The following is a 20,817-nucleotide window of genomic DNA, read 5'->3' as shown; positions in this document are numbered from 1 at the left end:
TGGAGGCGAATCAGAAAACTCCAGGGGGACCGCTTCGCGCCCCAGCGGAGATAAATCCCCTCGCCACAGATGAATTCCCCGCCAGAAACTTTCTTCAGTGCAAAAAAGTATCAGCACAAGTGCGACGGATGATTTGTCATGCCGTCCATTGAGGGCTGTAATCAGCGCACATTCTTCCCTTCATCCGGAAGACACAAAAACAATAACTGTCCTTCTGCAGCCTTTGGGCGCGGAAAAGGAGTGCGCGATGAAACCTTCGGTAAAAGCTCTGCTTGTCTCCACCTGCATGACCCTCAGCAGCGTCAGTTTCGGCGCACAGACCCTCACCATTGCCACCGTCAACAACAGCGACATGATCCGCATGCAAAAGCTCTCGAAAACCTTCGAGGCCGAGCACCCGGACATCAAGCTGAACTGGGTGGTGCTCGAAGAAAACGTCCTGCGCCAGCGCCTGACCACCGACATCGCCACCCAGGGTGGGCAGTTCGACGTGCTGACCATCGGCATGTACGAAGCTGCACTCTGGGGCGCCAAGGGTTGGCTGGAGCCGATGAAGGACTTGCCGGCCGCCTACGACCTGGACGACGTCTTCCCTTCCGTGCGCGATGGCTTGTCGGTCAAAGGCTCGCTGTACGCCCTGCCGTTCTATGCCGAAAGCTCGATCACCTACTACCGCACCGACCTGTTCAAGGACGCCGGGCTGACCATGCCCGAGCACCCTACCTGGACCCAGATCGGTGAGTTCGCCGAAAAACTCACCGACAAATCCAAGGAGCAATATGGCCTGTGTCTGCGAGGCAAGGCCGGTTGGGGCGAAAACATGGCGCTGATCACGACCCTGGCCAACGGTTTTGGCGCGCGCTGGTTCGATGAGAAGTGGCAGCCGCAGTTCAATGGCCCCGAGTGGAAGAATGCCCTGAACTTCTACGTCGACAACATGAAGAAATCCGGCCCGCCGGGCGCTTCCAGCAACGGTTTCAACGAAAACCTGGCGCTGTTCAACAGCGGCAAGTGCGCGGTCTGGGTCGATGCCAGCGTCGCCGGTTCGTTCGTCACCGACAAGACCCAGAGCAAGGTGGCCGATCACGTCGGATTCACCTTCGCTCCCCATGAAACGACCGACAAAGGCACCTCGTGGATGTACTCCTGGTCGCTGGCCATCCCCACCAGTTCCAAGGCGAAGGACGCGGCCAAGGTCTTTACCACCTGGGCGACCTCCAAGGAATACAGCCAACTGGTCGCCAAGACCGATGGCATTGCCAACGTACCGCCAGGCACGCGCACCTCGACCTACAGCGACGACTACATGAAGGCCGCGCCGTTTGCCAAGGTGACCCTGGAGTCGTTGAAAGTCGCCGACCCGAAAGCTCCCACGCTCAAGCCAGTGCCCTATATCGGCATCCAGTTGGTGACTATTCCTGAGTTCCAGGCCATTGGTACCCAGGTGGGCAAGTTCTTTTCGGGCGCGTTGACCGGCCAGCAGACCGTGGACCAGGCGTTGACCGCAGCGCAGTCCACCACGGAACGCGAGATGAAACGCGCAGGCTACCCCAAGTAATCCGCGTCGCCGCTCTGCCTTTTGTGGGAGCGGACTTGTTCGCGAAAGCGGTCTGTCAGTCACATTTGATGTTGGATGTGCCGCCCTATTCGCGAGCAAGCCCGCTCCCACAGGGGATTTTCGTAGGCCCGCAAAAATCGGTTCAATGCCATGAATAGCTCAACGACAACTGCCAAAGCGCCCATCGAGATTGCTCCATCGGCGCGCAAGATCCGCCTGGCCAACCCCGGCTGGTTCCTGGTCAGCCCTTCGGTCGCCTTATTGCTGCTGTGGATGATCGTGCCGCTGGGCATGACCGTCTACTTCTCGATGATCCGCTACAACCTGCTCTATCCCGGCGAAAACGAATTCGTCGGACTGGAGAACTTCACCTATTTCCTGACCGACTCGGGCTTCATGCCTGGCGCGACCAATACTCTGTTGCTGGTGGGCAGCGTGCTGCTGATCAGTATCGTGCTGGGGGTGTTGATCAGCGCGTTGCTGGAAGCCAGTGAGTTTTTCGGGCGCGGCATCGTCCGTGTGCTACTGATTTCGCCGTTCTTCATCATGCCCACCGTCGGTGCGCTGATCTGGAAGAACCTGATCTTCCACCCGGTCTCGGGCATCCTCGCCTCGGTGTGGAAACTGTTCGGTGCCCAACCGGTGGACTGGCTGGCTCACTATCCGTTGCTGTCGATCATCATCATCGTGAGCTGGCAGTGGTTGCCCTTCGCGATCCTGATCCTGATGACCGCCATGCAGTCCCTCGACCAGGAACAGAAAGAAGCCGCGCGCCTGGACGGTGCCGGCCCCATCGCGATTTTCTGGCACCTGACCCTGCCGCACCTGGCCCGCCCGATTGCCGTGGTGCTGATGATCGAGACGATTTTCCTGCTGTCGGTGTTCGCCGAGATTTTCACCACCACCAACGGTGGCCCTGGCTACGCCTCGACCAACCTTGCCTACCTGATCTACAACCAGGCGCTGGTGCAGTTCGACGTTGGCATGGCTTCGGCCGGTGGTCTGATTGCCGTGGTCATCGCCAACATCGCCGCCATCATCCTGGTCCGGATGATCGGCAAAAACCTCACCGACAAGCATTGAGGCCGTCGCCATGACTCTTCAACAAACCCGTCGCCTGCAAAGCCTGCTGCTGGGCACGTTGGCCTGGGCCATCGCGATCCTGATCTTTTTCCCGATCTTCTGGATGGTGCTGACCAGCTTCAAGACCGAAATCGACGCATTCGCCACGCCGCCGCAATTCATCTTCGCGCCGACGCTGGAGAACTACCTGCACATCAACGAGCGCAGCAACTACTTCAGTTTCGCCTGGAACTCGGTGGTGATTTCCTTCAGCGCCACCGCCCTCTGCCTGCTGATCGCGGTGCCGGCGGCCTACTCCATGGCGTTCTACGAAACCCAGCGCACCAAAGGCACGTTGCTGTGGATGCTCTCCACCAAGATGTTGCCGCCGGTGGGCGTGCTGATGCCGATCTACCTGCTGGCCAAGCAATTTGGTCTGCTGGATACGCGGATCGCGTTGATCATCATCTACACCTTGATCAACCTGCCCATCGTGGTCTGGATGATTTACACCTACTTCAAGGACATTCCTCGCGACATCCTCGAGGCTGCGCGTCTGGACGGCGCCACGCTGTGGCAGGAAATGGTCCGCGTGCTGCTACCGATTGCCAAGGGCGGCTTGGCGTCCACCGTATTGCTGTCGCTGATCCTGTGCTGGAACGAGGCCTTCTGGTCGCTGAACCTCACCTCGTCCAAGGCCGCGCCACTGACGGCGTTGATCGCCTCTTACTCCAGCCCGGAAGGTCTGTTCTGGGCCAAATTGTCGGCCGTCTCGACCCTGGCCTGCGCGCCGATCCTGATTTTTGGCTGGATCAGCCAGAAACAGCTGGTGCGCGGTTTGTCCTTCGGCGCCGTGAAGTAACGCGCCCTACACAATAATCAGAAGTGGAGGCCCATCATCATGGCCAACCTGAAAATCAAGAATCTGCAAAAAGGCTTCGAAGGTTTCTCCATCATCAAGGGCATCGACCTTGAGGTGAACGACCGCGAGTTCGTGGTCTTCGTCGGGCCATCGGGCTGCGGCAAGTCCACGCTGCTGCGGCTGATCGCCGGCCTGGAAGAAGTCAGCGACGGCACCATCGAGCTGGACGGCCGGGACATTACCGAAGTCAGCCCGGCCAAACGCGACCTGGCGATGGTGTTCCAGACCTATGCCCTCTACCCGCACATGAGCGTGCGCAAGAACATGTCCTTCGCCCTGGACCTGGCTGGCGTACCGAAAGCCGAGGTCGAGAAGAAGGTCAACGAAGCGGCGCGCATTCTCGAACTGGGGCCAATGCTTGAACGCAAGCCCAAGCAACTGTCTGGCGGCCAGCGCCAGCGTGTGGCGATCGGCCGGGCCATCGTACGCAACCCGAAAATCTTCCTGTTCGACGAACCCTTGTCCAACCTCGACGCCGCCCTGCGGGTGCAGATGCGCCTGGAACTGGCCCGGCTGCACAAAGAGCTGCAGGCGACCATGATCTACGTGACCCACGACCAGGTCGAAGCCATGACCCTGGCCGACAAGGTGGTGGTGCTCAATGGCGGGCGCATCGAACAGGTCGGCTCGCCGCTGGAGCTGTATCACCACCCCGCCAATCTGTTTGTCGCCGGGTTCCTCGGCACACCGAAAATGGGCTTTCTCAAAGGCAAGGTCACGAGTCTGGACAGCCAGGGTTGCGAAGTCCTGCTGGACGCCGGAACCCGTATCAGCCTGCCATTGAGCGGTGCCAACCTGAGCGTTGGCGGTGCGGTGACCCTGGGGATTCGTCCGGAACACCTGAACCTGGCGCAGCCGGGCGATTGCACGCTGCAAGTCACCGCCGATGTCAGCGAACGCCTGGGCAGCGACACGTTCTGCCATGTCGTGACCGCGTCTGGCGAAGCCTTGACCATGCGCGTCCGTGGTGACTTGGCGAGCCGCTTCGGCGAGCAACTGAGCCTGCACCTGGACGCCGAACACTGCCATTTATTCGATGCCGAAGGCGTAGCGGTCACCCGTGCACTGCGCGCTGCCGCCTGATTGCCGAGACTTGTGATGAAACTCAACCGACAAAACCTGCACAACCTGACCCCTGATGTAGCCCTGCCCGCCTACCCTTTGGGCGACATCCGCCAAGGCATCGCCCACATCGGCGTCGGCGGTTTCCACCGGGCTCACCAGGCCTATTACACCGATGCGCTGATGAACACCGGCGCCGACCTGGACTGGGCCATCTGCGGCGTAGGCCTGCGGGCCGAGGATCGCCGAGCGCGGGATGACCTGGCCAGCCAGGATTACCTGTTCACCCTGTATGAACTGGGCGACACCGATGACACCGAAGTCCGGGTGATTGGCGCGATCAATGACATGCTGCTGGCTGAAGATGGCGCCCAGGCATTGATCGACAAGCTGGCCGATCCGCAGATCCGCATCGTCTCGCTGACCATCACCGAAGGCGGCTATTGCATCGACGACAGCAACGGCGAGTTCATGGCCCACTTGCCGCAGATCCAGCACGACCTGGCCCACCCTGACGATCCAAAAACCGTCTTCGGCTTCCTCTGCGCCGCCTTGGCCAAGCGCCGCGCGGCCGGCACCGCGGCGTTCACCCTGATGTCCTGCGATAACCTGCCCCACAACGGCGCCGTGACCCGCAAGGCCTTGTTGGCCTTCGCTGCGCTGCGCGATGCCGAGTTGGGCCAATGGATCGACCGCAGCGTCAGTTTCCCCAACGCCATGGTCGATCGCATCACGCCGATGACCAGCGTGGCCCATCGCCTGCAACTGCATGACGAACATGGCATCGACGACGCCTGGCCGGTGGTCTGCGAACCGTTCGTGCAATGGGTACTGGAAGACAAGTTCGTCAACGGTCGCCCGGCCTGGGAAAAAGTCGGCGTACAGTTCACCAATGACGTTTCGCCCTATGAAGAGATGAAAATCAAGCTGCTCAACGGCAGTCACCTGGCGCTGACCTACCTGGGCTTCCTCAAGGGTTATCGCTTCGTCCATGAGACCATGAACGATCCGCTGTTCGTGCGTTACATGCGGGCCTACATGGACCTGGACGTGACGCCGCAACTGGCGCCAGTGCCGGGGATCGACCTGACCGACTACAAGAACACCCTGGTGGAGCGTTTTTCCAACCAGGCGATTGCCGACCAGTTGGAACGTGTCTGTTCGGATGGTTCATCGAAGTTTCCGAAATTCACCGTGCCGACCATCAACCGCTTGATCGCCGACGGCGGCGAAACCCGCCGCGCGGCGCTGGTCGTGGCGGCCTGGGCCGTGTACTTGAAGGGTGTGGACGAGAACGGCGTGACGTATTCGATCCCGGACCCACGGGCGGCGTTCTGCCAGGCCCTGGTGGCCGACGATGCGCTGGTGACCCAGCGGATGCTGGAGGTGGAAGAAATTTTCGGCACCTCGATTCCCCGTTCGCCGGAGTTCGTGGCAGCATTCGAATGGTGCTGCAACAGCTTGCGCGAGCATGGGGTTACGCGGACGCTCGAACGGGTGTTGGCTGACGCGGACTGAGGCTCGACCGAGAACCGCTTTTTGTGGCGTGGGGATTTATCCCCTCGCCACAGGTAGTTCCCTAGCCACAGGTTCTGTGTTTTGTTCTTTGATCCGAGGATTTTTATGGCAAACCAACAACTGTTCCTGGGCATCGACTGCGGTACCCAAGGCACCAAGGCGCTGATCCTGGATGCGCTCAGCGGCCAGGTACTCGGCCAGGGTGCCGCAGCCCACAGCATGATCAGCGGTGCCAACGGTCGCCGTGAACAAGATACCCAGCAATGGCTCGATGCATTTGCCCAGGCGACCCATCAAGCCTTGGCCGCCGCCGGGGTCGATGGCCAGGCCATCCTCGGCATCGGCGTCTCCGGCCAGCAGCACGGCCTGGTCTTGCTCGATGACCGAGGCGAGGTCTTGCGCCCGGCCAAGCTGTGGTGCGACACCGAGACGACGCCGGAAAACGATCGGCTCCTGGCGCACCTGGGCGGTGAAAATGGCAGCCTGGAACGCCTCGGCGTGGTGATCGCGCCGGGCTACACGGTTTCCAAACTGCTCTGGACCCTGGAGCAGCATCCCCAGGTTTTCGAACGCATCGCCAGCGTCCTGCTGCCCCACGACTTCCTCAACTACTGGCTCACCGGACGCCATTGCAGCGAATACGGCGACGCCTCGGGAACCGGTTATTTCAACGTACGCACCCGCCAATGGGACGTGCAACTGTTGCAACACATCGACCCCAGCGGCCGGTTGCAAGCGGCGCTGCCGGAACTGATCGAGGCCCATCAACCGGTCGGACGGATCCTGCCGGCCATTGCGGCGCACCTGGGCATCAACCCCGACGCCGTCGTGTCCAGCGGTGGTGGGGACAACATGATGGGCGCCATCGGCACCGGGAATATCCAGCCTGGCGTGATCACCATGAGCCTCGGCTCCTCCGGCACGGTCTACGCCTATGCCGCCGAACCTGCGGTCAGTCCACAACCGTCGGTGGCGACGTTCTGCTCCTCCAGCGGTGGCTGGCTGCCGCTGATCTGCACCATGAACCTGACCAACGCTACCGGGGCGATCCGCGAGTTGCTGGCGCTGGACATCGACACGTTCAACACCCTGGTCACCCAGGCTCCAATTGGCGCCGAGGGTGTGTGCATGCTGCCGTTCCTCAACGGCGAGCGCGTACCCGCCCTGCCCCATGCCACCGGCAGCGTGCTGGGCCTGACCACCACCAACCTGACACGGGCCAATCTGTGCCGGGCCGTGGTCGAAGGCACGACCTTCGGTTTGCGCTATGGTTTGGACCTGCTGCGGGCCAACGGGCTCCAGGCCCAGAGCATTCGCCTGATTGGCGGCGGCTCGAAGAGCCCGGTGTGGCGGCAGATCGTCGCCGACATCATGGACACCACGGTCATTTGCACCGAACAAAGCGAAGCGGCCGCCTTGGGTGCGGCGATCCAGGCGGCATGGTGCCACTCGGGCTCGCAGGCAGGCCTGGCTGAACTGTGCGAACGCTGCGTCAAGCTCGACCCGGCCAGTGAAACCCGGCCCATCACCGCGCATGTCGCGGCGTCCCAGCAGGCTTATGAAGTTTATCGGCAACACGTCGCAACCCTTTGAGAGCGGGCAACTATGTATTTGGTGTGTGGTGAAGCGTTATTCGATTTTTTCAGTGAGACCGATGCCGATGGTCCTGCTTCGCAGGTGAACTACAAGGCAATTGCCGGCGGTTCACCGTTCAACGTGGCCGTGGGGTTGCGCCGCCTGGGCGTCGAATCGGCGCTATTTACCGGCCTGTCCACCGACTATCTTGGCCGCCGCTTGCAACAGGTGTTGCTCAATGAAGGCGTCAGCGCCCGATACCTGCTGGACTTCGACGCACCGACCACCCTGGCGATGGTAGCCGTAGGCGCCAACGGTTCACCCCACTACAGTTTTCGCGGCGAAGGCTGTGCGGACCGGCAATTGAGCCTGGCGCATCTACCTGACCTGGGCCCTGAGGTGCGCGGCTTGCATTTCGGCTCATTTTCGCTGGTGGTCCAGCCCGTGGCCGACACGCTCCTGGCCCTGGTGCAACGCGAAAGCGGCCGGCGCCTGATCAGCCTCGACCCAAACGTGCGGCTCAACCCGCAACCGGATATCGAGCTGTGGCGCTCAAGGATCGCGACACTGGTGCAATATGCCGACCTGATCAAGGTCAGTGACGAGGACCTGGGCCTGCTCTACCCAGGGGTGGAACCGAAGGCCATCATCGAAGGTTGGCTGGGGAACCGTTGCCAGTTGGTCTTCCTGACCCGAGGTGGCCAAGGGGCTACGGTGTTCAGTCGCACACACGGCTCTTGGTCGCTGCCGTCCTGCCCGGTCAAGATCGCCGATACCGTGGGTGCGGGCGATACCTTCCAGGCCGCGCTGATTGCATGGCTGACGGAACAACAATTGGATTCGGTCGAAGGCTTGCGCACACTGACCCGCGAACAGATCAACGCAATGCTTGAATTCGCCATTCGCGCCTCAGCCCTGACTTGCGGAAAAACCGGGCCGGACCTGCCTTACAGACAACAATTGAACTGAGCGGCACTGCAAAAAACTGGACGCCGGGTTCGGACATGACCGGACCCGAGCGTCAGGCTTACAAGGACAGGCCGTGATCAGCGCCCGGTCATCCGATGATGTTGCTGATGAAAGTGATTGCCGGCGGCAGGGTTGTGATCGAGCTCGGTACGCAGCTCGGCGATCAGGTCGTTGATGGCGCGGCAACCTGTGAGTTTATTGGCATCGATATCGGATTTGATCAAGGCCACGCGATCGGTTTCGTGATCGTCGTAAATCTTTACCGTCATCCTCAACTCAGGTGACAACGTGCATTGCGAGCGCTTGGGCAGCAAGCTGCTTTCAATGATGTTTCGCATTTCTAGGGCAGATAAAAACATGGCGACTCTCTCCTGTTGAGGCGGCCAATTTATGTTCACAATGGCGGTATTTTCGTCCGTTTTCTTCCCTGCGGACTGGGACTACGAATACCTTGCCATTCGTTCGTTCTTTTTGGCGTTTTCAGTCAATGAGTTCGTCAAGCGAACTCTTGAATCATCCCGCAAAAAATATGCCTGTATTGACGACCTTCCGAATTGATATGAATCAAGCGCTTAGCTTCGTCCTGCGCCAGAGAGCCCGTGCAAAATGCAAGGAAACGGTGTTTTTTCCATGCAAACTGCAATCGCTTTGGTCCCGTTCGCAAACTAGAGTAGTCCCGAATGCGTCGACAAAGGTGGGCATCCGTCGCCTGGTTCGAAAAAAGTGTGACGCAGGGTAAAAAAACTCAAATCGCGCCCGCCGCCGCACGCTCGGCCACGTGGCGCAAACTGTCGAAATTGATATTGGCGCCGGAGTCGATCGCCACCAGGGTCTGGCCTCGCGCGCCCGTACACGCCACATATTGCTTGATGCCTGCCACCGCCAGTGCACCTGAAGGTTCGGTGATGGAACGGGTATCGTCATAGATGTCCTTGATCGCGGCACACAGTTGGTCGTTGCTCACGGTCATCACCTCATCGACACAGAAACGGCAGATATCCAGGCCATGGGCGCCGATCTGCGCCACAGCCACGCCGTCGGCAAAGGTTCCCACCTCTGGCAAGGTCACCCGTTCACCCGCTGCCAGTGCCGCCTGGAGACAGGCCGAGTGCTGCGACTCGACACCAATGATGCGTACCTCCGGGCGCAGGTATTTGACGTAGGCCGCGATCCCGGCGATCAGTCCTCCGCCGCCGACCGGGACAAAAATCGCGTCCAGTTGGCCGGGATGCTGGCGCAGGATTTCCATGGCGACGGTGCCTTGCCCGGCGATCACGTCCGGGTCGTCGAAAGGCGAGACGAACTCCCGTCCGCTCTGCTCGGCCAGGTCCAGCGCATATGCCAGGGCAAACGGGAAGCTTTGTCCGTGCAGCAGCGCTTCGGCGCCCCGGTTGCGTACGCCCAGCACCTTCAATTGCGGGGTGGTCTCAGGCATGACGATGCAGGCTGAAATTCCCAATTCCCGTGCCGCCAGTGCAACGCCCTGGGCGTGATTGCCCGCAGACGCGGTGATGACACCACGGGCGCGTTGCTCCGGGGTCAGTTGCACGAGTTTGTTGTAGGCACCACGGATCTTGAAAGAGAAGGTCGGTTGCAGGTCTTCGCGCTTGAGCAGGATCCGGTTTCCCAAGGCCTCGGACAGTGCCGGAGCCGCTTGCAGCGGCGTGCGCACGGCCAGTTCATAGACCGGCGCGGCAAGAATCTTCTTCACATAGTGCTCAAGCAGGGCTTGCTCGGTGCGGCTAACGGTCATGGCGATCTCCTGGTTCGGGCGGAGCCCAGGAGACAGAAAGAAAAAACCCGCCTCCAGGGCGGGTTGGGTGCAGCCGTGAGCTAACCCGCCAAATAAGGAATGGCGGTAATAATGCTTGGCTGGCGGCGCAGTACGGTTGAAGTCATGGTTGGAAATTAGCGGGGCGTTGCTGGCAAGTCAATGGCAAATATCACAAGCTCGCTCCCGCATTTTCTCCAATTACTTGAGCCCGACTTTGTACAACGCCCCGTCGTCCTCATCCGTCAGTACATACAGGTAACCGTCCGGCCCTTGGCGAACATCCCGGACTCGCGCCTTGAGTCCACTCAGCAAACGCTCTTCGTGGACGACCTTGCCCCCCTGCAATTGCAGGCGAATCAGTTCCCCTGGCACCAAGGCTCCGATAAACACATTGCGTTGCCAGGCCTTGAAACGATCATGGTCGTAGAACGCCATGCCGCTGAGCCCCGGGGACACTTGCCAGACATGGTGTGGAGCGAGGGTGCCGTCGACGGTCTTGCCCTGGGCTTCGGGAATCGGGGCACCGGAGTAGTTGATGCCGTGGGTCGCCAGTGGCCAGCCGTAGTTCTTGCCCCGCTCGATGATATTCAACTCGTCACCACCCTTGGGCCCGTGTTCGTTTTCCCACAACGTACCATTCCAAGGGTTGAGGGCCGCGCCCTGGGGGTTACGCATGCCGTAGGACCAGATCTCGGGACGGACGTTTTTCTGGCCGACAAAGGGGTTGTCGTCTGGCACCTTGCCGTCGGGGTAGATGCGCACGACTTTGCCTTGCAGCTTGTCCAGGTCCTGGGCGGTGGGTCGGTCGTTGTTTTCCCCCAAGGTAATGAACAGAAAGCCATCGCGGTCGAAGACCAGTCGCGAGCCAAAGTGGTTGCCCGTGGACAGCTTGGGTTGCTGGCGGAAGATCACATCGAAATTCTTCAGGCTCTTGAGGTCTTCGGACAGTTGCCCACGCCCCACGGCGGTGCCAGCCTTGCCGTCTGCGCCCGCCTCGGCATAAGAAAGGTAAACGGTGCGATCCTGCTTGAAGTCGGGCGACAGCACCACGTCCAGCAGGCCGCCCTGGCCCTGGGCCCACACTTCAGGCACGCCGCTCAAGGGGGCGGACAATTGACCGTCAGGGCTGACCACGCGCAGGTTGCCCGGGCGCTCCGTCACCAGCATGCCCTGCTGGCCGGGCAAGAATGCGACGGACCAAGGGTGCTCCAGCCCCTTGACCACGGTGGTCACTTCCAGGGTGCCCTCCTCGCTCTTGAATGACTGGGTCGGCGCGGCAACAGCCGGCGTGGCGAGGGTCAGTACAGCGCTGGCGCAACAGGCGGCCAGGAGTGTTTTACACAACATGCACAATTCCTTCTGTGGAGTGAAAAGAGAACGACGGCCTCCAGCGCCTAGCGGTTGCCATTCTGGGTCCCCCTGGGTGGCGTAGGAGATTCGATCGTGGGTCGCGGCGAACCCGACGGCCGCCCGGAACGGGGGTAACCATTGCCGATGCCACCGTTTTCCAGGGTCGGTGGACGTGGTACAGGCACTGTCCGATTGTCATGGATCATCGGTACGTTGGGCCGGGTGCCCTGCATGCTGTTGGGGTTGGCTCGCCGCGTCGGGCTGTTATAGGGATTGTTGTTGCCCGGCAGATTCTGGGCCAGGACCATGGGGCCTGCGCCGGGCGCGCTGGCCTGGGCGGCAGCGGTCAGGGTCAGTAGTAGCGTCATGCTGGCGAACATTAGCCTGCTCATTCGGGCACCTCTTGGGGGTTCAGGCATATCGAAAGCACGCTACGCCGCAGGTTCGCCATTGTTAAGCGAAATCTCCCCGTGAAGATGTAACCAGGCATCTCCAAGTAAATGGGGAACGGTGCGTTAGAAGACCAGGCGTTCATCGCAGATACCCGGACGGCGCGTGATGGAAACTTTTCCCAAGGCACGAAGGTCACCAGAGAGACATCCATCGGCAAGGAAAACACCCCCATGGCTCGGGCAATCTGGAAAGGCGCAATCAGTTTCGGGCTGGTCCATATTCCTGTAGCGCTGGTGTCGGCCACCTCCTCCCAGGGGGTGGATTTTGACTGGCTGGACAAGCGCAGCATGGACCCGGTTGGCTACAAGCGGGTCAACAAGGTCACGGGCAAGGAGGTGACCAAGGAGGACATCGTCAAGGGTGTCCAGTACCAGAAAGGCCAATACGTGCTGCTCAGCGAAGAGGAAATCCGCTCCGCCCACCCCAAGTCGACCCAGACCATCGATATTTTTTCCTTTGTCGACAGCGAGAAGATTCCCCTGCAAAACATCGATACGCCCTACTTTCTCGCCCCCGACAAACGTGGCGGCAAAGTCTATGCCCTGCTGCGCGAAACCCTGGTCAAGACCAACAAGGTCGCCCTGGCCCACGTCGTGCTGCATACCCGCCAGCACCTGGCGGCCCTCATGCCCCTTGAATCGGCGCTGGTGCTGGTGATGCTGCGCTGGCCCGCGGAAGTGCGTGACCTCGATGTCCTGGAACTGGGCGACGAGGTCACGAACCCGACCCTGGCCAAGGGCGAGCTGGAAATGGCCAAGCGCCTCGTGGAGGACATGAGCGCCGATTGGACACCGCAAGAATATCGGGACAGTTTCGAAGACAAGATCATGGAACTGGTGGAGAAAAAAGCCAACGAAGGCCGCCTCGAAGCGGTGGAGACCGACCCAGGCGAGGAACAGCGCAAGAGCGCCGATGTCATCGACCTTACCGAACTGCTCAAGCGCAGCCTGGGCAGCAAGGGCAAGGCACCTGACAAATCCGCCGGAAAGTCCTCTGCCAAACCTGCGAAAACCGGCAAATCCGCTCCTGCTAAAAAAGCCACCAAGGCCTCCCGGGGGTAAACCCTGGCGTGTGCAATACAAAGGAATCTGTCATGGCCAACGCCGAGAGTGAATATGCCCGTTCGTCCAGTCCCGACTCGGATGCAACGACGCCCCGCAACCCTGGCCAACCGGGCAACGCCGCCCCCGGAAACCGCCTGCCCGAACGCCTGGCCCCGCAACTGGCCACGCCCGTGGAAGAACCACCCACCGGCGACTGGCGCTATGAGGTCCAATTCCACGGTTATCGCCTGCTGACGCGCATCGAAGACGGCGAAGTCCGGCTGTACAACCGCAATCATCAGGACTGGACCGAGCGGCTCAAGCTGCATGCCGACGCCCTGGCCGGGTTGAACCTGGAGGACAGTTGGCTCGACGGCGAACTGGTCCTGCTCGACGATACCGGCCACAGCGATTTCGCGGCCCTGCGTCAGGCGTTCGAAATCGGCCGCACCGTCGACATGGTGTATTTCCTGTTCGATGCGCCGTTCCTCAACGGTGTCGACCTGCGCCAGGCGCCGGTGGAAGAGCGCCGTGCAGCACTGAAAAAAGCCCTTGGCAACAACGCCAGCAAGCGCCTGCGCTTTTCCGAGTCGTTTTCCGCCAGCCAGCACGAGATGTTCGAAAGCGCCATCGCCCTGTCACTGGACAGCGTGGTCGGCAAGCGCCTGGGCAGCCCCTATATGTCCCGACGTAGCGCTGATTGGGTAAAACTCAAGTGTCGGTTGCGCCAGTCCTTCGTCATCGTCGGGTTCACCCGGCCCCAAGGCAAGCGCGCCGGTTTCGGCGCGCTGCTGTTGGCAGTCAACGGGCCGGAGGGGCTGGTGTATGCCGGTCGGGTCGGCACCGGGTTCAGCCAGGCACAAATCAAACAATTACACGCACAACTGAGCGCGCAACAGCGCGAGACTTCACCATTGGCCTTGCCACTCGCCGGTGCGCAAGGACGCGGCGTGCAATGGGTCGAACCGGGCCTGACCTGCGAGGTCGAGTTCGTTGAATGGACTGCCGACAGCCAGGTGCGGCAGGCGATTTTCCTGGATTTGTCGAACAATACGCCGGCCAACAAGATCGTTCGCGAGCAACCCCTGCCGATAAAACCTGCGACAGCAAAACCCCAGCGTCGCAGCAAAGCCCGCGCGGCCAAAGTCGACGGCGTGATGATCACCCACCCCGACCGGGTCATCGACAGTGTCAGCGGCGTCCAAAAGGCCGAGCTGGCGCAGTATTACCTGGACATCGCCCCTTGGATCCTGCCGCACCTCAAGCAGCGGCCGGTCGCGCTACTGCGGGCGCCGGACGGTATCGGCGAAGAACAGTTCTTTCAAAAACACGCCGATCGCCTGGAGATTCCCCATATCAAGCAGTTGGACCCGCAACTGGACCCAGGCCATGCACCGCTGATGGAAATCGATGACATCCACGCATTGGTCAGCGCGGCGCAGATGGGTACGGTGGAATTGCACACCTGGACCGCGACCCACGACCGGATCGAGACGCCTGACCTGTTTGTCCTGGACCTGGATCCGGATCCTTCGCTGCCCTGGAGCGCCATGATCGAGGCGACCGGCATGACCTTGGCGCTGCTCGACGAGTTGGGTTTACAGGCCTTCCTCAAGACCAGCGGTGGCAAAGGCATGCACGTGATCGTGCCCTTGGCGAGAAGCGAGGGCTGGGACACTACCAAGGCGTTCGCCAAGGCTATCTCCCAGTTCCTGGCCCGGCAGATGCCAGATCGCCTGACCGCCACCATGGGGCCGAAGAACCGCGTCGGGAAAATATTCGTCGACTACCTGCGCAACGCCCGTGGGGCCAGTACAGTGGCCGCCTACTCGGTGCGTGCCAGGCCAGGCCTGCCGGTTTCGGTGCCGATTGCCCGGGCCGAATTGCAGACCCTGCGCAATGCCCAGCAATGGGACATTTATACCGCTCTGGAACGGGCTAAAGGCCTGCGGGCCGATCCTTGGGAAGGCTACAACCACCGCCAGCGGATCACCACCAGAATGTGGGCGCAGCTGGATGCGCAAAAACCCGAGGCGTGAGGACCAATCCTGCGTTCAAATCCAGACGAAGATCGCCAGCAAAGCGCCGAAAAAGGCCCATTTCTGCAGGTAATACAGCGTGCGGTTGCGCTTCTTCAGGGCCTTGCCCTGCAAACGGATCTTGTACAGCCTGGAGAACGCCCGGTTCAGGCCGCCCGTCCTGTCGCCCGCGTCGTTGGGCGCACCGGCCGCCGCCATCACGGTGCGGCTAAACCAGCGGTTGAACGCGGTGGCCCAGCGAAACTTCATGGGTCGCTCCACGTCGCAGAACAGGATGATGCGGTTATGGTCGGTGGTGTTCTCGGCGTAATGAATGAAGGTTTCGTCGAAAATCACCGCCTCGCCATCGCGCCAATGATAAGACTCACCATCGACGTTGATGTAGCAACCGGCATCGTTGGGCGTTTCCAGGCCCAGGTGATACCGATAGGACCCGGCATACGGATCACGATGCCGGACCAGCTTCGACCCTGGCGGCAGCTCGGCAAACATCGCCGCCTTGATCGAACCGATGCTTTGCACCAGTTCGGTGGTGCGTGGGCACAGCTTCATGGCCGAGGGATGGCTGTCGCCATACCACTTCAGGTAGAAACGCTTCCAACCGGTCTTGAAGAAAGAGTTGAAACCGACGTCGTCATACTGATTGGAACGCTTGATCTCCCCCGCGTGCAGCAGGCTCTGGCCTTCGGCCCGGATCTCTTCCCAGTGAGCCTGCAACGGGCTCAGGTCCGGAAACTGCACCGGGCTCAGGAACGGCTTGTTGGGCAGTTTCGAACACAGGTAGAGCAGGCAATTGATCGGGGCGAGAAAAGACGAGTGATCGCTCAACTGGCGCCCGAACTTATGCCGCACGCGCCCGCGCAGGTGGACGTAGCCAATGGATAGGATGTAGATCGCGGCAATGATGAGCTTCACGGAATCCATCACAATGCAGGAGTGAACAGGCTGCTTCTCCAGGCCAGCCAAGCGGCAAGGGAGATCGCATCGGGTGAGATGGCATTTTAGCCACAGTTTGTAACCGAAAGTTATCCTGTAAATGTGAAAAACTGTCTTGTCCGGGCAATACCCTATCGTTTATGCGGCCAGATCAGTACAATCGCCGCCAACTATCACGCGCCCCCTTTCTGGCCGAAACCGTAAACCCGGCTTCGGCGCACGTCTATCGGGCCAGGCGCTCCGTATGCTGCTGTCCTCTTATGCCGGATGGACCCTTGCGCTTGCGACCGCGACGCCTTTGCGCGGTCGGGACGTGCGCAAACAGGTACTGAACAGGTACTGCCGCACCCTTAGCTACTCTGAATGTTCCGCAGGATAAACCTTTGATCTCTACAGCTAACATCACGATGCAGTTCGGCGCCAAGCCACTGTTCGAAAACGTCTCGGTCAAATTCGGCGCGGGTAACCGCTACGGTCTGATCGGCGCCAACGGTTGCGGCAAGTCGACCTTCATGAAAATCCTCGGCGGCGACCTCGAGCCGTCCGGCGGCCAGGTCATGCTCGAGCCGAACGTGCGCCTGGGTAAACTGCGCCAGGACCAGTTCGCCTACGAAGAATTCACCGTGATCGACACGGTGATCATGGGTCACGAAGAGCTGTGGAAGGTCAAGGCCGAGCGCGACCGCATCTATTCCCTGCCGGAAATGACCGAAGAAGACGGCATGGCCGTGGCCGAGCTGGAAACCGAATTCGCCGAGATGGACGGCTACACCGCCGAATCCCGCGCCGGTGAACTGCTGTTGGGCCTGGGGATTGGCATCGAGCAGCATTTCGGCCCGATGAGCGAAGTGTCGCCAGGCTGGAAACTGCGTGTGCTGCTGGCCCAGGCGCTGTTCTCCGACCCGGAAGTGCTGCTGCTGGACGAGCCGACCAACCACCTGGATATCAACACCATCCGCTGGCTGGAAAACGTGCTGACCCAACGTTCGAGCCTGATGATCATCATCTCCCACGACCGTCACTTCCTGAACAGTGTCTGCACCCACATGGCGGACCTGGACTACGGCGAACTGCGCCTGTTCCCGGGCAACTATGACGAATACATGACCGTGGCGACCCAGTCCCGCGAGCAGTTGCTGTCGGACAATGCCAAGAAGAAAGCGCAGATTTCCGAACTGCAGTCGTTCGTCAGCCGTTTCTCGGCCAACGCCTCGAAAGCCAAGCAAGCCACCTCCCGCGCCAAGCAGATCGACAAGATCCAACTGGCCGAGGTCAAGCCATCGAGCCGGGTCAGCCCGTTCATTCGCTTCGAGCAGACCAAGAAACTGCACCGCCAGGCGGTCATTGTCGAGCGCATGGCTAAAGGCTTTGACGGCAAGCCGCTGTTCAAGGACTTCAGCTTCACCGTCGAAGCCGGCGAGCGCGTGGCGATCATTGGCCCGAACGGTATCGGCAAGACCACCTTGCTGCGCACCCTGGTCAATGAACTGGAACCGGATGCCGGCACCGTGAAATGGACCGACGCCGCGGAACTGGGCTACTACGCCCAGGACCACGCCCATGACTTCGAAGACGACGTCAACCTGTTCGACTGGATGGGCCAGTGGACCCAGGGCGGCGAACAACTGGTGCGTGGCACCTTGGGCCGCATGCTGTTTTCCAACGACGAGATCCTCAAGTCGGTCAAGGTCATTTCCGGGGGTGAACAGGGCCGTATGCTGTTCGGCAAACTGATCCTGCAAAAGCCCAACGTGCTGGTCATGGACGAACCGACCAACCACTTGGACATGGAATCCATCGAAGCGCTGAACCTGGCGCTGGAAAACTACCCGGGCACGCTGATCTTCGTCAGCCACGACCGTGAGTTCGTCTCGTCCCTGGCCACCCGCATCATCGAGCTGAGCGCGGACGGCGTGGTCGACTTCAGCGGCACCTATGATGATTACCTGCGCAGCCAGGGTGTGGTGTTCTAACCAACAGCCCTGAGTTGCAAGCCTCAAGCTACAAGTGAAAAGCCCTGTCCGTTGTGACAGGGTTTTTCATATCCCAAGATCGCAACTGGGGCCTGCTGGATTTGTGGCGGCCTCAGATTGAAATCCGCTTGTGCCAACACATTTAGTTAGCCTGCTTTCTTTTATCCCCACCTCACGCCATGATGGGACTCTCTTACCGCCGCCCGCGAACGAGCCCCATGCCCACGCCCTCACCTGCCCCCAGTTCCCTGTCGATCACCCTGCAGATCGTCTCCATCGTTTTCTACACCTTCATCGCCTTTCTCTGCATCGGCCTGCCCATTGCCGTACTGCCGGGGTATGTCCACGAACAGTTGGGTTTCAGCGCAGTGGTGGCCGGGCTGACCATCGGTTCACAGTATCTGGCTACCCTGCTCAGTCGTCCCATGGCCGGGCGGTTGTCGGACAGCATCGGTACCAAGCGAGCAATCGTCTACGGGCTGTCGGGGATTGTGCTCAGCGGCGTGCTGACGCTGTTCTCGACCTTGTTGCAAGGTTTTCCCCTGCCCAGCCTGCTGATTCTGATTGCCGGCCGCTTGCTGCTCGGCGTGGCCCAAGGGCTGATCGGCGTGGGCACCATCAGTTGGTGCATGGGCCAGGTGGGTGTGGAGCACACGGCCCGCTCGATTTCCTGGAACGGCATCGCCTCGTACGGGGCCATTGCCATCGGTGCTCCGCTGGGAGTGGTGATGGTCGGTGGACTGGGGTTCGCCAGCCTGGGCATTGCGTTGTCGTTGCTGGCGGGCGCTGCGCTGTTGATGATTCGCAATAAACCGTCGGTGCCGGTCATTCGTGGCGAGCGTTTGCCATTCTGGGCGGTGTTTGGGCGCATTGCGCCGTATGGGGCGGGCCTGAGCCTGGCGTCGATCGGCTACGGTACGCTCACGACGTTCATCACACTGTTTTATATCAGTCGCGGCTGGACCGGCGCGGCCTGGTGCCTGACGGTCTTTGGTGTCTGCTTCATCCTGGCGCGGTTATTGTTCATTTCCAGCATCGCTCGCTTCGGTGGCTTCAACTCGGCCATTGCCTGCATGAGCATCGAAACCCTGGGGCTGGTATTGCTGTGGCTGGCGCCGTCCACCGCGTTCGCCCTGGTCGGTGCCGGGCTGGCTGGCTTCGGGCTGTCGCTGGTGTATCCGGCGCTCGGGGTGGAGGCCATCAAACAGGTGCCGAACACCAGTCGTGGCGCGGGCTTGAGCGCCTACGCGGTGTTCTTTGACCTGGCGCTGGCGATTGCCGGTCCGCTGATGGGCGCGGTGGCATTGAACCTGGGTTATTCGTCGATCTTCTTCTGCGCCGCGTTGCTGTCGGTCAGCGGCCTGGGGCTGACCTTGCTGCTGCGTCGCCGAGCGACAAACGCCCATTATTGATCGGCCGTCCTCATCCCCGCCCGGGTCGGCTTGCCCAAGGCCTCGCCGAAGAAGCGGCTGGCCTCGGAAATCATGGTGCGGTGGATGTCCTTGCGGTCGACACCGTCAGCGTCGGTGCACAACGCCGGCATCGCAGCGATCTGTTCGTCGGTACACGGGGCCAGGAAGACAAAATGCCCCGCTCCGGCCAAGGTCTTAAAATCCGGTGCGGTGGGCAGCTTGCGGGCCAAGGCGGCGGCGTTTTTATCGAAAGCCACCAGCTTGTCGCCGTCGCCGCTGTACAACAGCACCGGCACATGGACATCGGCCAGGGTGTGACGGCCGAACTTCAGGCTCAACGGCGCCATGAGCAACAATGCCCGGACCCTGGGGTCGGCCACCGGGTACAGGTCGTCGCGATCGGCAATCAACTCGCCCTGGGTGTTACAGGCGTCACGGTCATCCGGTCGCTCCTGGCAGTAGCGACGCAGGCGATTGAGATCCGGCGTCGCGCCGGACAGGATCAGCGCCGTCTCGCCACCGGCCGAATAGCCGATCACCCCGACCTGCCCGGCGTTGACGAACGGCGAGAGCATCGGGTCGTTCAACGTTGCGGTAATGGCTTCGGAAATCTGGATCGGCCGGCCATACAGGTTGCTCAGGGTCCCGAGCCGGCTGTGGTCCTGGGCGTTGTCGCCGGGATGAATCACCGCCACCACCACGAACCCCTGGCGCGCCAGGGAAGTGGCCAGGTCATGCAGGGCCAACGGCGTACCGGTATTGCCATGGGACAGCATCAGCAGCGGAAAGCGGCCGATGGCGATCTGGGCATCTGGCGCGGCATCGATCTGGTAGCCACCCAGCAGACTGGACTGTTCCCGGTCGGTGGACGGATAAAAGGCGAAGGCGTGCATCGGCTGTTGATCCAGCGGATCGAGAAAGCTCAGCTCATGGAAGCCGGCGCTCCAATGCGGATGCGGTCCCGGTGCGGCCTGCACTGAACCGAGACTGGCTAACAAGCAAAGCAGCAGCGCTGCACCAAAACGTGTCATCGAATCTTCCACCTTCACCAGCGCACGGGAAGGCCCCGTCGCTCGCAATCCTGGCCGTGCATAACCTGCGCCATGAAGCCCTGCGCCGAATGCAGAAAAACCCTGCATCCCGACCATCCAATGACGACGAGAATACAGGG

Annotated in this window: 17 protein-coding genes; 11 read left to right on the top strand and 6 right to left on the bottom strand. The window is 60.9% G+C overall.

The window, feature by feature from the left end; translation table 11 throughout:
- Positions 1–247: 247 nt before the first annotated feature.
- From AC30D9_RS00355 to AC30D9_RS00325, 7 genes are all read left to right on the top strand, one after another.
- Complete coding sequence (locus AC30D9_RS00355) at positions 248–1,558, top strand: ABC transporter substrate-binding protein (RefSeq protein ID WP_134924228.1); 1,311 nt, start codon at positions 248–250, stop codon at positions 1,556–1,558.
- Positions 1,559–1,708: 150 nt separating this feature from the next.
- Complete coding sequence (locus tag AC30D9_RS00350) at positions 1,709–2,641, top strand: carbohydrate ABC transporter permease (RefSeq protein ID WP_134924226.1); 933 nt, start codon at positions 1,709–1,711, stop codon at positions 2,639–2,641.
- A gap of 10 nt (positions 2,642–2,651) precedes the next feature.
- Complete coding sequence (locus tag AC30D9_RS00345) at positions 2,652–3,482, top strand: carbohydrate ABC transporter permease (RefSeq protein ID WP_109755385.1); 831 nt, start codon at positions 2,652–2,654, stop codon at positions 3,480–3,482.
- Positions 3,483–3,521: 39 nt separating this feature from the next.
- Complete coding sequence (locus AC30D9_RS00340) at positions 3,522–4,625, top strand: ABC transporter ATP-binding protein (RefSeq protein ID WP_490143155.1); 1,104 nt, start codon at positions 3,522–3,524, stop codon at positions 4,623–4,625.
- A 15-nt stretch (positions 4,626–4,640) separates the two neighbouring features.
- Positions 4,641–6,122, top strand: a complete 1,482-nt coding sequence (locus tag AC30D9_RS00335; protein ID WP_134924223.1) for a mannitol dehydrogenase family protein — start codon at positions 4,641–4,643, stop codon at positions 6,120–6,122.
- Between the two features lie 105 nt (positions 6,123–6,227).
- Positions 6,228–7,715 (top strand): xylulokinase, encoded by a 1,488-nt coding sequence (gene xylB, locus AC30D9_RS00330; protein ID WP_490143154.1) that lies wholly within the window; start codon positions 6,228–6,230, stop codon positions 7,713–7,715.
- A 12-nt stretch (positions 7,716–7,727) separates the two neighbouring features.
- A complete protein-coding gene (locus AC30D9_RS00325; RefSeq protein ID WP_134924220.1) occupies positions 7,728–8,666 on the top strand; it encodes a carbohydrate kinase family protein in 939 nt (312 codons plus the stop codon).
- A 77-nt stretch (positions 8,667–8,743) separates the two neighbouring features.
- Here AC30D9_RS00325 and AC30D9_RS00320 read toward each other — a convergent pair whose 3' ends face one another.
- The 4 genes from AC30D9_RS00320 to AC30D9_RS00305 all read right to left on the bottom strand — a co-directional run bounded on the left by AC30D9_RS00320 (position 8,744) and on the right by AC30D9_RS00305 (position 12,182).
- Positions 8,744–9,025, bottom strand: coding sequence for a DUF1652 domain-containing protein (locus AC30D9_RS00320; RefSeq protein ID WP_134924218.1), 282 nt, complete (start codon positions 9,023–9,025; stop codon positions 8,744–8,746).
- Positions 9,026–9,411: 386 nt separating this feature from the next.
- Complete coding sequence (gene ilvA / locus AC30D9_RS00315; RefSeq protein WP_490143153.1) at positions 9,412–10,419, bottom strand: threonine ammonia-lyase, biosynthetic; 1,008 nt, start codon at positions 10,417–10,419, stop codon at positions 9,412–9,414.
- A 219-nt stretch (positions 10,420–10,638) separates the two neighbouring features.
- Complete coding sequence (locus AC30D9_RS00310) at positions 10,639–11,787, bottom strand: PQQ-dependent sugar dehydrogenase (RefSeq protein WP_490143152.1); 1,149 nt, start codon at positions 11,785–11,787, stop codon at positions 10,639–10,641.
- 47 nt (positions 11,788–11,834) lie between these two features.
- Positions 11,835–12,182: a hypothetical protein gene (locus tag AC30D9_RS00305; protein WP_134924214.1), complete on the bottom strand. Its 348-nt coding sequence runs from the start codon at positions 12,180–12,182 to the stop codon at positions 11,835–11,837.
- A 231-nt stretch (positions 12,183–12,413) separates the two neighbouring features.
- On the opposite strand from AC30D9_RS00305, the gene ku reads away from it, so the two are divergent.
- Positions 12,414–13,304: a non-homologous end joining protein Ku gene (gene ku, locus AC30D9_RS00300; protein WP_307572370.1), complete on the top strand. Its 891-nt coding sequence runs from the start codon at positions 12,414–12,416 to the stop codon at positions 13,302–13,304.
- A gap of 32 nt (positions 13,305–13,336) precedes the next feature.
- The gene (gene ligD / locus AC30D9_RS00295; protein ID WP_490143151.1) at positions 13,337–15,325 is read left to right on the top strand and encodes a DNA ligase D; all 1,989 of its coding nucleotides are present in this window, start codon (positions 13,337–13,339) and stop codon (positions 15,323–15,325) included.
- A 15-nt stretch (positions 15,326–15,340) separates the two neighbouring features.
- Here ligD and lpxO read toward each other — a convergent pair whose 3' ends face one another.
- Positions 15,341–16,240, bottom strand: coding sequence for a lipid A hydroxylase LpxO (gene lpxO, locus AC30D9_RS00290; protein ID WP_134924209.1), 900 nt, complete (start codon positions 16,238–16,240; stop codon positions 15,341–15,343).
- Between the two features lie 404 nt (positions 16,241–16,644).
- Here lpxO and AC30D9_RS00285 point away from each other — a divergent pair, with 404 nt between their 5' ends.
- A complete protein-coding gene (locus AC30D9_RS00285) occupies positions 16,645–18,234 on the top strand; it encodes an ABC-F family ATPase (RefSeq protein ID WP_003181279.1) in 1,590 nt (529 codons plus the stop codon).
- Positions 18,235–18,452: 218 nt separating this feature from the next.
- Positions 18,453–19,646, top strand: a complete 1,194-nt coding sequence (locus tag AC30D9_RS00280; protein ID WP_490143150.1) for an MFS transporter — start codon at positions 18,453–18,455, stop codon at positions 19,644–19,646.
- Here AC30D9_RS00280 and AC30D9_RS00275 read toward each other — a convergent pair.
- On the bottom strand, positions 19,640–20,677 hold the full coding sequence (locus AC30D9_RS00275) for an alpha/beta hydrolase family protein (RefSeq protein ID WP_134924206.1): 1,038 nt from the start codon (positions 20,675–20,677) through the stop codon (positions 19,640–19,642). The two genes, AC30D9_RS00280 and AC30D9_RS00275, sit on opposite strands and share 7 nt — an antisense overlap.
- Positions 20,678–20,817: the final 140 nt, after the last annotated feature.

Source organism: Pseudomonas sp. DF11, assembly GCF_058148565.1.
This window is presented reverse-complemented; position numbering and strand designations above follow the sequence as displayed.